Annotated in this window: 12 protein-coding genes; all 12 read left to right on the top strand. The window is 44.5% G+C overall.

Annotated features, from left to right (window positions below; all coding sequences use genetic code 11):
• Positions 1 to 401 precede the first annotated feature (401 nt).
• On the top strand, positions 402 to 695 hold the full coding sequence (locus NIE88_RS18180; RefSeq protein ID WP_253064338.1) for a WXG100 family type VII secretion target: 294 nt from the start codon (positions 402 to 404) through the stop codon (positions 693 to 695).
• Positions 696 to 828: 133 nt separating this feature from the next.
• A complete protein-coding gene (gene yukD / locus NIE88_RS18175; RefSeq protein WP_253064336.1) occupies positions 829 to 1,068 on the top strand; it encodes an ESX secretion system protein YukD in 240 nt (79 codons plus the stop codon).
• An 11-nt stretch (positions 1,069 to 1,079) separates the two neighbouring features.
• Positions 1,080 to 2,441 (top strand): type VII secretion protein EssB, encoded by a 1,362-nt coding sequence (gene essB / locus NIE88_RS18170; RefSeq protein ID WP_253064334.1) that lies wholly within the window; start codon positions 1,080 to 1,082, stop codon positions 2,439 to 2,441.
• 46 nt (positions 2,442 to 2,487) lie between these two features.
• Positions 2,488 to 6,954, top strand: a complete 4,467-nt coding sequence (essC, locus tag NIE88_RS18165) for a type VII secretion protein EssC (protein WP_253064332.1) — start codon at positions 2,488 to 2,490, stop codon at positions 6,952 to 6,954.
• Between the two features lie 29 nt (positions 6,955 to 6,983).
• On the top strand, positions 6,984 to 10,340 hold the full coding sequence (gene esaA, locus NIE88_RS18160; protein ID WP_253064330.1) for a type VII secretion protein EsaA: 3,357 nt from the start codon (positions 6,984 to 6,986) through the stop codon (positions 10,338 to 10,340).
• Positions 10,321 to 10,644, top strand: coding sequence for a type VII secretion EssA family protein (locus NIE88_RS18155; protein ID WP_253064328.1), 324 nt, complete (start codon positions 10,321 to 10,323; stop codon positions 10,642 to 10,644). Before esaA ends, NIE88_RS18155 begins: the two co-directional genes overlap by 20 nt.
• A 33-nt stretch (positions 10,645 to 10,677) precedes the next feature.
• Positions 10,678 to 11,043 (top strand): hypothetical protein, encoded by a 366-nt coding sequence (locus NIE88_RS18150; RefSeq protein WP_253064326.1) that lies wholly within the window; start codon positions 10,678 to 10,680, stop codon positions 11,041 to 11,043.
• 6 nt (positions 11,044 to 11,049) lie between these two features.
• The gene (locus tag NIE88_RS18145; protein WP_253064324.1) at positions 11,050 to 11,358 is read left to right on the top strand and encodes a WXG100 family type VII secretion target; all 309 of its coding nucleotides are present in this window, start codon (positions 11,050 to 11,052) and stop codon (positions 11,356 to 11,358) included.
• Positions 11,359 to 11,360: 2 nt separating this feature from the next.
• Entirely contained in the window at positions 11,361 to 12,062 is a 702-nt protein-coding gene (locus tag NIE88_RS18140) for a DUF5081 family protein (protein WP_253064322.1), read from the top strand.
• Positions 12,062 to 12,385 (top strand): hypothetical protein, encoded by a 324-nt coding sequence (locus tag NIE88_RS18135; protein ID WP_253064320.1) that lies wholly within the window; start codon positions 12,062 to 12,064, stop codon positions 12,383 to 12,385. The genes NIE88_RS18140 and NIE88_RS18135 overlap by 1 nt, the downstream gene beginning before the upstream one ends.
• Entirely contained in the window at positions 12,385 to 13,956 is a 1,572-nt protein-coding gene (locus NIE88_RS18130) for a hypothetical protein (protein ID WP_253064318.1), read from the top strand. The genes NIE88_RS18135 and NIE88_RS18130 overlap by 1 nt, the downstream gene beginning before the upstream one ends.
• Positions 13,956 to 14,306, top strand: coding sequence for a DUF7957 family protein (locus tag NIE88_RS18125; RefSeq protein WP_253064317.1), 351 nt, complete (start codon positions 13,956 to 13,958; stop codon positions 14,304 to 14,306). The genes NIE88_RS18130 and NIE88_RS18125 overlap by 1 nt, the downstream gene beginning before the upstream one ends.
• Positions 14,307 to 14,416: the final 110 nt, after the last annotated feature.

Here is a 14,416-nt window from a genome sequence, read left to right as displayed (position 1 = left end):
TCATAAGTTGTCGATAAATCTTTGAAATGCAAAATAATTAAGAATTATTCAGGAAGATGGTCCGTGTTCATAATTTATTCCTTTTTGTATAATAGATTCAAGAAATGAATTTGTATTTTTTGTAACAAAATAACTGCGGCTAATTACTCCGAAAAGCAACTTCAACTTCAGATGATTCAACATTTTTTCTTAGTAGCCAATATAGTCATTTTTAATTAAATAGAGCGGAGAACCCGCTTTTGGCGGATCACATAAATGCAGAGCTTCGGCATAGTGAATTCTCTCTATGTTTCTCGTACTTGACATAGAGATCTTCCTGTCTATGATGTCGAAGCAGCCATGCCTTGTGAATATTCCGGCATATGCATGTAGGGTATGCAAAAAATGAGGAGGTCATTTTAATGGCTGGACAAATCAGATTGACACCGGAAGAATTGTGCAGTTATGCAGCAAAATACGGACAAGAATCATCCAATACCGGTGAACTCATCGGGAGACTGGATGGAATGATTAATCAGCTTGCTCAGGTTTGGGAAGGCGCGTCAAGCCGGGCCTTTAGGGATCAATATGAACGACTTCGCCCGTCCTTTCAGCAGATGCAGCAGCTGTTGGAGGACGTGAATCATCAATTAGCGAAGAGCGCAACAATTCTTGAGGATACCGATCAGCAAATAGCCGGACAAATCAATTCGTAAGTCAAATCATGCCGGAGCTCGTAACTGAGTTTCGGCTTTTTATACGATAAGTATCTAAGACCGTCGCGATGGCGGTTCGCCTTCGCCCAAGGTTTGGCGAAGCCAAGTTTACTAATAAACGTGGTGAAATCAAATGTACATCAATGTAACAGTAGATCTAATGCACTATAAGCGAGAGTCGCTTGATCTGAGGATTTCAGACCGCCAACCGGTGAAGCAGCTTATTCGGACCGTATGGACGATTGCCGGTATTCAAACGCCGCCGAGAGACGGATGCTGGATAAGAGTTGCCAATAAACGGCAAACGATCCGCGGTTTTGATGTGCTTGGTGAGAAGAAAATCTCCGATGGCGACAAACTGATTGTATTGTGAAGGAGAAAAATATGGCACGATCAAACAGTTTTTTTCAATCCAAATTTGAGGCCGACACAGAATTCCGTGATGGCCAGTACATTCTCACCTTTCAACGGGCAAAAATTCCGTTGCGGCATGGGGATGAGTTAGGTGTTTTACAAAGCATTCATGATGGGATCAGCAGAACTGTAGAGACAACTGAGGATGAAATTGTGATCCGGTCAGGCGATCTGAGCGGATTAAGAAACTTTTCAGAGTTGTCTTCAGAAGTCATGGCAGAAAAATTAATTTTTGCCAGCAATCTTATTCATTTTTTTGAAACGCGCAGACCCTCACGTTTAATTCCTGTATGTTTTCCGGAGAATCTTTTTTTCACCTCGGGTTTTCAGCCTGCAATGCTTCATTATGGGGTGAAGGACAGTCTGCCGCCAATCAGTTATGAAGATGGAGATGCGCTGCAGCAGGTCAAGGCAGTTCTTGCTGTTTTATTTGATCCGTCAAACAGCTTTGATACATATGTCAAATTCGATTTCGCAGTGAAAACCAATCGGCTAGTCAAAGATTTATTTCGCTGTACCGATTTCCACTCGCTTTCAACCCTTATGGAGAAGGAACGCAAAAAGGAGATTGCAACAGAGAAACAGAGCGTGCGTCTTCCAAAAAATCAAAACAGAGTACGAAACGGCATCATGTTCGGCAGCATCGTGGTCCTGATTCCTCTTATTATTCTTACGATTTATGCCTTTATCATTCAGATGCCTCGGGAAAATCTGTTTCAGCAGAGTCATGAATTCTTTCTGGAAAATCAGTACAGTGATGTGGCGACGACACTGAGTTCGGTTGCTTATGGGAAAATGCCAAAGGTTGTTTGCTATGAGCTGGCCGTTTCCTATGTGAAAAATGAGGCGCTGACGGACGAGCAGCGTACGAACATTCTCAAGGATCTGACCCTGCAAAGCAATGCGCTCGATTATCAATACTGGATTCAAATAGGGCGGGGCCAAGCGTCCGGTGCGTTAGATACGGCAAGATCACTTAATGATGGCACGCTGATCGCTTATGCACTTATTAAAGAAAAAGCGGCTATCCAGCAAGACTTGTCAATGAATGGCAAGCAGAAACAGGAGCGGCTGCAAAGCATCGATTCGGAATTGAAGAAATACAGCGGTCAGCTGCAAAAAACACAACCGGCAAATACCTCTGATGGTAGCAGTGCGCCGTCAACGAATACAGATGGAGATTCGAACAGCACTCAGGAGGATAGTGTGCAAAGCAGCAACGGCGATCAGGATTCCAGCCAATCTGAGAGCGGTGATCAGAAAAAGAGTAAGGGTGAGGCATCATCTCAGAAAGACAGTCATTCATCTACAAAAGATGCCGGCAAAAAGTGATTTGAAAACGGGGAGCAAATGAAGACCTCTTGAGGAGGGAAATAACATGGAAAAGTTATGGCTGTTTACGAATGAGTATGCACAAGTCGTTGATCTGCAGCCTTTTCATAAAAAAGAAGTGCTGATCGGTAATGAGTGGTCGGATACGGTCACTCTTTCACTGAAATGCAACGAAAAAATCATATTAAATTGGGACGCTCAGGATCAAGTCTGGTATCGTGATACGACAAAGCTGCCGACAGCTTTGCCTGAGAACATGGATGGCAGAGAGTCTGTAAAAATGGTCATGCAGCAGGCAGAACAAGCACCGACGCCCATTGGGTATTACATTGGCCGCGAGCAGCAGATCGTGGTATCCGAATCTGAAAATGCTGATTTCTCCTTTTCGATCAATAAAAAACAACCGGGATTCCTATTGAGCAAAGAAGGAGAGAAATGGCGTGTTTACACCTCAGCTGAGGGATTTCCTGTCTATTTGAACGGGAAACGGGTACGGGATCGCGCTGTACTTGAAACCGGAGATGTTCTCTTTTGGGGATTGAATGAATGGACATTGGAACCGGGGGAACTGCTTGCCCTGAATGCCGGAAACCAATATGAAACAACCTTTGCCCCCGCACGGAATCCGAGAACGATGCTTGCCGACAAGTATCCTGATTATCAGAGAATTCCGAGACTAATCTATGAACGCCCTACTGAGAAGGTGAAATTCTCATGGCCGTCGGATTTGGAAAGTGACAGCAAACGCAACCTGTGGATGATGATTCTGCCACCGGCGATCATGCTGCTTGTTATGACGGTCGTGCTGATTGTTCAGCCGAGCGGCATTTACATGCTGATCTCAATCGTAATGTTTCTGTCAACGATGGTGACGTCCGTGTATCAATATGTTCGAGAATCAAAACAAACGAAAGTACGTCGAAAAGAACGCAAAGAAAACTATACAAATTATTTAAGGGAAAAGCGTGAAGAATTGAATCGTTTGTATGAGAAACAGCGCTTTGTGCTCCGCTATCAGTTCCCGGACAGCGGCAAGTTGAAGGAGCTTGCCGACCAGCTGAGTCCGCGCATCTGGGAGCGAAGCCGCGGGGATGATGACTTTCTTGATCTGCGGCTGGGAATCACCACGCTGTCGCCGGATTACGAGATCCAAGGCAGTGAACAGGATCTTTCTAATCGTTCGTTCGATGAACTTTATCGTGAGGCAAAAACAATTTTAGACCATTATCGTCACATTCATGATGTGCCGCTGACCATTCAACTGCTTGACGGTCCGCTTGGTCTTGTCGGCAAACACTCGATCATACGTAAAGCCGTGCAGCAAATGATTCTGCAACTGGCTTTTTTTCACAGTTATCATGATTTGCGTTTCATCCTTCTTTTCGATGAAACGGAATATTCGGAATGGGCGTGGCTGAAATGGCTGCCACATCTTAACAGTTTGAGTACGCAAGGACGCAGCATGGTTTACAGTGAGCAGACGCGTGATCAGCTGCTCTCAGGTGTTTATGAACTTTTGAAAGAACGGACGCACACAGATAAAAAAGAAAAAAAGATTTTTCTCCCTCACATTGTCTTTGTCGTTGCTTCAGACAGCCTGATTCACGAACATGAAATTACAGAATTTCTGAATAAGAATTATACGGACATCGGCATGAGTTCGATTTTTCTTGCCAATACAAAAGATAATCTGAATGAAAATGTAACGTCTGTTGTCCGCTATGTGAATGAAACCGAGGGCGATGTGCCGATTCTGAATCGGGTGGCGAACGGCCGGACCTTTACGATTGATCCGTTTAATAAGGAAGGCAATGAACGATTTGCGAGACGGCTCGCTTCGCTCAAACATCGAAGCGGCTACACGAATTCCATTCCCGGCAGTGTCACTTTTCTTGAAATGATGCATGGGGAGGATGTGCGCGACCTGAACATTCGGACGCGGTGGGCGCAGCATGATCCGATTCAGTCGCTCGCGGTTCCAGTAGGGCTGCGGAGTAAAAATGATGTGCTGGAACTCAATCTCCATGAAAAAGCGCATGGTCCGCATGGTCTGCTAGCGGGTACGACAGGATCAGGGAAGAGTGAATTTCTTCAATCCTACATACTCGCTCTGGCCGTTAATTTTCATCCGCATGACATTGCCTTTCTGTTGATTGACTTTAAGGGCGGCGGAATGGCTCAGCTGTTTGATAAGCTCCCGCATCTGCTCGGCACAATGACCAACATTAATGATGAAAAGAATTTCAGCGATCGCGCGCTGGCAGCGGTGAAAAGCGAATCACGCCGTCGTCAGATGCTCTTTTCAGAAAATAACATTAATCATATTGATGATTATCAATTGTTGTATAAACAGGGCAAGGTCAAGCAGCCACTGCCGCATTTGTTCATTATTTCCGATGAATTTGCGGAACTGAAAAAAGAAGAACCTGATTTCATTCGTGAATTAGTAACCACCGCCCGAATTGGGCGCAGTCTCGGCATCCACCTGATTCTGGCGACACAGAAACCGGCTGGTGTCGTTGACGATCAGATCCGCAGCAACTCGCGATTTAAAATCGCGCTGCGTGTTCAAGACAAGTCCGACAGCAACGACATTCTCGGCAATGGCGATGCCGCCGAATTAAAACATGTGGGCCGCGGTTATTTGCAGGTCGGCAACAATGAAATGTACGAGCTCTTTCAATCAGCCTGGAGCGGTGCACCTTATGAAAAAACGATTTATACATCCGAAGATGATGTATTTTACGTACGCGATACCGGATTTTATCCGATCTCAGAAGTTCACGCAAAGAAAGAGGTACAGGCAAAGAAGGAAAGCGAGTTGGAGGCGGTTGTTGCATCAATTGCCGATCTTTGCCAGGAGATGGGCGTCAAACGGCTGCGCAGTCCATGGATCGCGCCGCTCCCGCTTCACATTGTTCACACCGAAGCAGCAAAAGACGACCGCTTCATGATCGGGCTTGCCGATCATCCGGAAAAACAGGAGCAGACTCCGGTTTCGATCAGTTTACTCAAAGCAAAAAACATGGCTGTATTCGGAGCCTCCGGTTTTGGCAAAACAACGACAATAACCTCCTATTTGCTTGAAGCAGCACGCCGTTATTCACCGGATCAGACACAGTTTTATATTTTTGATTTCGGAAGCGGCGGCCTGCTTTCATTCCGGACGCTGCATCATACGGGCGATTACTTCCGGCTGGATGAAAAGGAGAAGATGACTAAATTTTCAAAGTGGCTGAATGAGGAAATTCAGCGGCGTAAGGATCTGATGCAGCATGCCGGTGTTCCTGATATTGCGCTTTTCAATGAGCAGGAAGATCAGCCGCTGCCTTATCTTAAGATTATTGTTGATAATTTTGAGGCTCTGCGTGAGGAGGCGGCAGATGCACTTGAAGAGTCCTTTGTCCGCTGGGCGCGGGAAGGCGGCAGCCTGGGTATTCAGTTTATTCTTTCCGTGTCGCGCGCGAACGGTATACGGCCGAATCTATTGTCCAGCCTTCCGATCCGCTTATCGCATTACATGACCGACCAATCAGAATTTTACACAATTTTCAGCGGCTCTGTGAAGAAAAATGTTGAGGCCATCCCGGGGAGGGCACTGATCAAGATTGATGAGTTAGAGACGATCCAAACCTATCTGCCTTTCGACACAAGTACGGCAAGCGAGTATTTTGAGCGGCTGCGCGAGGAAATTCGCCGCTGCAACCAGAGCTATCCGGAAAGTAAATCCATCTACCGTGTACCAATGCTGCCAGAGCGTTTGGACGTGCAAACGCTTCTTAACCGGAAGAACATGGATGCGGATACAATCTATTTCGGGCTTGGTGAAGAATCCGTTGAACCGCTCGGCGTCAGCCGCAGGAAAATGGATGCCTTCATCATTGTCGGCGATTCCCGCAAAGGAAAGACAAACAGCATTCGGCTCATTCTGGAACAGATCATGGGACGGAAGCATTCACAGATAGCGATTAGTGATTCGGAAGAACTTGTCTTCGCCAAAGCCGCGGAAAAGCATGGCTGGATGTATCTTGACGAGAGTGACACCATTGAACTTTATATCGATCAATTGGAAACTGCCTTTTCGGTCCGAGAACAGGAAGTTAAGACGAAAATGCTGGAAAGCGGCCGTCCGCGTGCAGAAATTGCGGCTGAGTATCCGACCTATTATTTGCTGATTGACGGCCTGGATACGTTTCTCCGCAAAATCGATAGTCGCATGCAGACAAGACTCATTAATTTGATGAAGCGTTTTGCGCCAATAGGGTTCTGCGTGATCGCTTCTGGCAATCAGCTGGAATGGAAGGGGTATGATCCGCTCGTTGCAGAGCTGAAGAATGCCAAGGATGCCCTGCTGCTGATTCGCAAAACCGATCAATCCGTATTCACCTTGGCCTATGTCAGCAAAGAGCCGACGCTGGATATCGGCTTTGGCTATCTGCTTCATCAGGGGCAGGATCACCGGCTGATGATTCCACGGACAGATGTCCCAACACTTGATCTCGCAAACTCATAAACAACGAACGATAAAAGGAGCTCATCGACATGAATGAACAATGGATCAGCCATTTGAAAAAGTGGGGGTCACTAGCGCTTGTCTTTATTGTGATTGTCTGCATTTCTGGAGCCCTGCCCCGCTATCTGACCCCTCCAGCCGTACAGCCGCAGCAAACGCATAAGAAGGGTTCGAAAACGCTTGTGCCTGCCGCGACAAAAATCGCGCACTTGGCACTTGTCAATGAAGATCAGGGTGCCGATGTCAGCGGTCAGCGCCTGAATCTCGGCAATCAAATTGCACCACTGTTCTCGAATCTAGATGATTATGAATGGCAGACCGTAAGCCGTAGTTCGGCGGATAATGGTTTGAAGAACGGCGACTATCAAGCCGTTTTCTATATTCCTTCCGATTTTACACGCAATATTTTTACGTACAATCAGCAGAAACCAAAAGCGGCCGTAATTTCCTATCAAGCCAATCCAAAGCTGACGGCAGAAGAATCCGCCAAAGTGCAAACTGAATTTCAAAAGATGAAAGGAACGCTCAACCAGCAATTCTCGCAGATTTATTGGCGTGTTATTTCTGATCAGCTTAGTTATATTAGAGGCAATTTTTCAGATGTGCTGAACAAGGATAAACAGTACCTTCAGGCAATGTCTGATTTTTACAAGCCATCTTCAAGAAATATGGCACAGGTCTTTGATGATCAGCTTAACCAAATCAACGAACTGCTTAATGAAACAAAACAGACATCAGGAAATGTTAGCGATCAGCAGACCACACTGACAGAGACTAAGAATCAGGTCAGCAAGCAGCTGGATGCCTTGAATAAACTGAGCGACCAGATGAATCAACAGATTCAAACACTGGAAAAAACAAGAAATACAAACAAGCAGCTTGTCGATGATGCGATTGCTCAAAGCCAGAACAATTTAAAGGATTTAATTAACGCATTTAATAATGGCATGGAAAATCCGATGAGCACCGAGGTAACGATTGATAATCCGTTAGATTCAGGTCATGAACTAACCGGATTAAACAATCTGATCGATGGCGCGAATACAAGCCTTTTGGGAATAAATACAACGGCAAATAATCAATTTAACGACATTGCAAGAGACTACCTGGATGAACGGATTACATCTGTTGAGGATCTGGTTAAGAAACTAAATGCATCGAAGAACAGCATTAGTGCAATTACCAATCCGGATAATATGAACCATTCGGAAAATGTATTTGGCCAAGTGATTGCGCTTAGTGACTCGGCTCAAGATCTTTATGGGAAGGGTCAAGATCTTTTGAAACAAATAAATGATCTTTATGAAGACGCGTACGGAACATCAGATAAAAAAACGAGCCTGTCTAATTTGGTCAATGATTACTACACTCAGGCTAGTGATAACTATAATGCGGCCTATGACCTTTATCAGAATGCCTATGTAACCACCGATCAAAAAACGAGCTTATATGATATGGTGAATAAACTTTACAAGAACGCTTATGTGACCACGAATGATAAAAAAAGCCTATTCGATATGGTGAATGACTATTATAGCCAGGCAGATGGTTTATACCAACAAGCTGACAAATTCTATAAACAATCTGACTCTTTATATACTTTTTATAGCACAGTTAAAAACAGTCAAGTGACCCAAACAATTAGTGACATTGACACTCTTGAACATACAACGAAACCTGTTGAAAATCAGAATACTCAATGGGGTGGCGAGCCTGATGTTCTAAACGATATTGGGAAAATTCAAACATTAATTGGTGGAGCCAATGGGTTAGCGAGGAGCTTAGCAAACCTCAATGAGGAGTTAGATTCTAATTTAAATAAAATTAATAATGACGCTGTTTACGATGGAAAATCTTTGTTCATGAATCCAGATTCAACAAAAAACTATGATGAAACCACATTAAAGCCCTATCAACAAGCACTAAACAATACGTATAGCAGTCTTAAAGAACTGCACACCGTTGTTACGATACTGCCTAATCAACCAACAGCACCTGCTGATCCGAATCTCAAGGAACCCGTTGATCCAAAACTTGAAAAGCCTGCCGATCCAAGCCTTGAAAAGCCTGAATTTCAGTTGGAAAAACCAGAGGAACCTAATCTTCAGGCACCGAAATTAGTGACCCCTGAACTAACTCTACCAGCAGACACGGATGCCATTAAAACAGCGTTGGGCAATGTCACAAACTGGATCGATCTTTCCAACGGCCAGCTGACTTCATCTGTTAAATCATTAGATGGAATTCGGACGACTGCTCAAACGATTGATCAGAGTCAGACTTTATCGAGCACCAAGAAAACCATACAAGATAAATATAGTTTAGCAATTAAACAATACAGTGATGCCTTGAACAATCAAAAGTCTGAGCTAGGAAAAGTGGAAAATACACTGACAAGTAACATGAATAATGCTCAGCAGCAGGTTGCGTCCATTGCTAAGCCGCTTGTTGTAAAAGATCCAGACCCTATCTTTGATGATGTGGATAACGGTTTTGCCCTTTCGTTTAAGAGCAATACATTTGATCAGTTGAATACAATTGACGAAGCACTTCAATCCATCTCCGCCAGTCAATCGGCTATTCTGAAGTCTTCGAAGGATGTCCAATCGATGGTGAACGGTGTGCAGAGTGATGCCAATCAGCTCTCCGGTTCGTGGGGACAGAACATAAGCGCAACCACACAGCTTGGCCGAGCGATCGCGCGGACCTTGGGCAATGCGGGTGAACCAGGCAATCGCAACCAGAATGTCTATCGACAGCTGACTGCTCCGGTTAGTCTTGCGGGACAGAGAATCGGGATGGCAAATACGGCCATACCAAATACCGATCAGAAATCTGCATCCGATGAGCCGACCCCCGTGCAACAGCCATTCCTGACCTTGCTCACAGTTCTGATTGCGAGCGTCCTGACAGGATTTTTCAGCTACCACTATCGCAAGCTGAGTCTCACAGCTAATGCATTGATTTCCGTATTGCTCGCGCTTGTGGCCTCCTCGGCAATCATTTATTACGGAATTGTTCAGTACGGGCTTGAAGGACCTGCAGCTATTATGTGGAGCGTCTTTACCCTTGGACTGATCGCCGTGATGTCTGCGTGGATTCGCGAGGGCTATCAGCTTTCGGAACTTGTCGGCATGCTGATTGTAACGGCAATGATCGTTCTCTTTACCTTGCCGCTGCTTCGGAACAGCATGGATCGTTTTGTGTTCCAAAATCCGGCAGCCGATGTCTACATGGCGATTGCTTATGGTCCAGATTATCTGCCGTTTTATAAAGGTTTGCTCGCAATTGTCGGGCTCTTCATTCCGGTTTTTGCGGTAATTGGAATTCGGGCGATCATTCAGCACGTGAGAGAGGAGAAAGAACATGAGACGGAAAGCATGTAATCGGCTGATACTCACAAGTTTGGTGCTGGCTGCTTCGCTCTTCATCTCCGGTTATGGAGGAAGCGAATCCGGAGTAGACGTCACCCCTAACCGTTTTAAACAACAGGACACAACCATTAATACAGATGAAATTAATACGGATGTGAACGGTTCTTACCACAAAATACCATCGGAAGTCCGCCGTTTGACATTCGTTCGGTCTCACGCGGATGAAAAAGTGATTAAAATCCTATTCTTGACACCTGACAAATCGAAAAAAGTGAACGTGCAAAAGGAAACGAAGCGGCTGGGATTGTTTCATTAAATTTAAATGCATGTGCAAAGGAGGCGCGACCAATTGGGGGAATCTTTTCTTGATGGACTTGGCAATTTCTTTGGTGTGGGTGTGACAACAAAAGAACGAAAACGCGGTAAATATCAGCAGCTGTATCAGCAGCTCAGCATGTATGTTTCTCAGGCTGAACGTGACCTTTCTCAAATCAATCGAATGATCAGCAGTTACTCCGAAGTACATGTGACAAAGACCAAGGTTCCGGGAATTGAATTCAGTGCATCACGCGAGCATGTTGACGAGCGGCTTCATGCAAAACGAACTCTTTTAATGAAGAAACTTGCCGAGGCAAAGACAGCGAAGCGAGAAGCAAAGCAAGCCTATGAGCGTTATAAGCAGTTAGCTGCGGAGGAAGATCGAAAGAGGAGGTGAGTGTATATGGGTAAAAGTCACATTGAAATTAATGGTAATGAACTTGGTGAGGCCATTCAATGCGTGCAGAAGATTGATGAGGCGCTAAAAAACGCACTCGCAAAAGGCAAATCGCTTAACGATGACCTGCTTGGGAACGCTGCCTGGTCGGGAAAAAATAAAAAAGCTTTCCTTGCCTATATGGATATTGTTCTGCAGTATCAGCGCAAAATGACAACCATGACATCCAAACATACCGATACGCTCAAATCGCTGCAGAAACAGATTGCCACGTTCTCGCAAACCGACGAAGTATCGAAAATAAAGGGGCTGTAACGATGAAGGAACCATTCATTCTTGATGGGTTATCACCGGCAGAACTCTATGTTCTCGGTACATCGGTGGATATTACTTATCTTTTCGGTCTTCCGGAACCGGAGCAGCTAAGCATGCTTGACGACCAGATTTTTGAAAAGGCAAAACAGCGTCTTCAGAAAAAAAAGCTTTTGACTGAGTCAGGGGCACTAACCAAACAAGCAAATATACTCATTGAATTACTGAAAATCTACGCACAAAGTGCCGTTTATGTGCGCATCAATCGGCAAATGATCGCTTTTCGTAAGCCGGACGGTAAGGATTTGATTGTGTTGACGGAACAAGATCAATGGCGCAGCTATCGATTGGAACTGATCCCGAAAAGTATTTTTGTCATTGTGCTTTTTAAAGAACATCCTTTCTTGAGACGAAAGCCTACTGAGACGGAGCATAAATTTTTATTGCGGAAGCTTAGTGAAGAAGAAGAAAAAGTATGGTCGGCGGTGCCGCTGGATCAAACAGACTTGATTTCAATGGAATGGATGCCGCGTGAGAATTCCGAGTCTCTTCGTCCGTACAGCCATTTTCTTTATTTACCAATTGACGACGAGCTTTATCGAACAAACGTAATCAGTCAGCAGACACGAAAAGTCAGTCTGTTTTATCTCTTTAAAGAATTATTTGACTGGCTGAACATCCCATATGGAGGAGAGGCGCATGTTTAATGAGAGCGATGGAAGAAGACGGAGGCGGGCAGGTCTCGCTGAATCCCGATGAATTGCAGCATTTTGCCGAGCGGGCACTGGCTGTTTTCGAAATCTTTCAGAACCGAGTTGCACCTCAGATTGAACGTTTAAAGGGTCTGGGATTTTATGAGGATGGGGAGGCTGTTGATACGTTTGCAAGCTATCACAAAGCTTTGGAACGGCTACTTGATATTGGTGATTTTTACATGCGTGCGGCACAAATGCTGATGCTGATTGCCGAAACCATGGAGGCGCAGGATAAAGCGCTGGCAGCTTCTTTCGATGAGGGGGCGATGCAGTAATGGGACGCAGTGTGCTGTATCAAAAAGGCGCTTGGAATAACATGGGCGAAGCGATTAGTCACGTGTCCGCTTGGAGCAGCGGTATTCTCGATCGCATGAGCGCCATGGATCAAACGTTTCGCGATATTCGCAACGCGGTTGATGACTTGGATGAGGATCGTCGCGTCTCCTTTTCCTATAAAAGCATGGACGGATCGCTCGACAGACTCCGCCATGATTACCAGAAACTGTACACGTTTACGGGGGATGCCGGCGATGCGGTCAGCCGTCACATTGACCATCCGTTTTATACGAAGATGGATGCCTATGTCGAAGCGATGGAACAGATCTCAATCGATAAAATCACAACGAAGAACACGATCAATGTGAAGCAATACAGGCCGCGAACCTCAATTGCATCGGTCGGCGGTGCAAAGCTGCTAAAGAAAGAGATCACGCTTGACGACCTCTTCAGCAACAACGCCCTTATGGATGCTTCAATCAAAAGCGAATACGAGCGCTTCAAAGCCATGACCGCATCGAAGCAGGCAGAGAAGGTCACGTTCAATCAATATAAGGAAGCGATCCAGTACAGCCGCAGCTTCGACTATAAATCGATCCGTGACAAACAGGTCGATAAAGAATTTTGGGTAAATCTGGCTGCAACCGGCGGAATCATTATTCTCGGCATCGTCTGTCCACCGGCGGGTATTGCGGCAGGCGTTGCTTACGGGACGATGCAGGTCACCGAAGCCGTCACCGGAACCAGCCTAATCTCCGGGCGAAAACTCAGTACGGAAGAACGCGTCACCGAAGGCGTATTTGGTGTGCTGGACGCGGTACCCGGCCTCAAAGCAGCCGGAGCGTTTGGCGCGATCAGGCGATCGGGGAGTAAGACGTTCAGCACTGTAGGCGAACTGTCTCAGGGAATGAAACAGAGTGGTCAAGTAAGACTGTTGGATTTGAAAACTCCTGCAATTCGCAAGACGGTAAGACCCAAAGGGAGCGCTCGAAAAGTTGTTGAGAAAGGTACTAATATTAATGGGGTGAAGAATGAAATAACGAACGGCAAGAAATTAAGCAGCAAGAAAATGGAGACACTCAACAAATTAAATAAAGAATACAGTTCCGATAGTAATGAATATTTTAAGGGACAGTTAGGTTCTCTAAATGATAAAGTGATTATTAATAAAATTGAATCAGCAGAAGATGTTAATGCTTGGTGGAAAGACAGGGGATATGTAGACCCACCATATACTCCCAAAACTCCAGTATTAAATGTAAAATTAGTTAAAGATGCAACTTTTGTTAGGGTATATGATAATGATGTTTCAGGATTAAAAGGTGGATGGGTAATGAGGGAAGAAGATATTAAAGGATTATCCGCCCAGGAGATTCAAGAAAAATTTGCGCTACCTGGGTTACCTAAATACATTGGGAAAGTAAGCCTAAAGGTTGGGGATAGTGTCAGAATTGGAGAAGTAAATCCCAATTTTGGATTTCATGGAGGAAGTACTCAAATTGATTTGCAGCAGCAATGGATTGGTGAATTTAAGGAAATTGGAAAGCTTACAGATTGGAGACCTAACTAATGATGAATGTTAAGTATGAAGGAAATAAAGTATATATTAATAAAAATGTATTAATAAAATTGAAATATAATATCTATCAATTATTAGAAGAAGATGGAAATTTGTATATACTATTAGATATTCCCCATGGTAAAAAACTTGATTATGATGATTTTCATAATATTTATTGTTATTCGATCGATGGACAAATAAAATGGCAAATAGGCAAACGAAATTTAGGAGATAACGTTGTTTATACAATGATACGTTTGAAAAATAACAAACTTTATGCTAATGATTTTTTGGGAAGAAGATATGAAGTTAGTAAAGTTACTGGAACAGTAAATAATAATTTAACTATTACTAAGTAATAGTCAGATTTTTATTTGAAAATTTTTCGATTAGTGTAGAGTTGACTTGGTTTTTGTTAACTTTTTCTAGGACCATGACTACCAGAAACTGTACACGTTTACGGTGATGC

This window comes from Sporolactobacillus shoreicorticis, from assembly GCF_024125445.1.
In the GTDB taxonomy this organism is placed as follows: domain Bacteria; phylum Bacillota; class Bacilli; order Bacillales; family Sporolactobacillaceae; genus Sporolactobacillus; species Sporolactobacillus shoreicorticis.
Note: the sequence above shows the minus strand (reverse complement) of the source record. Positions and strands in the feature narration are given on the sequence as shown.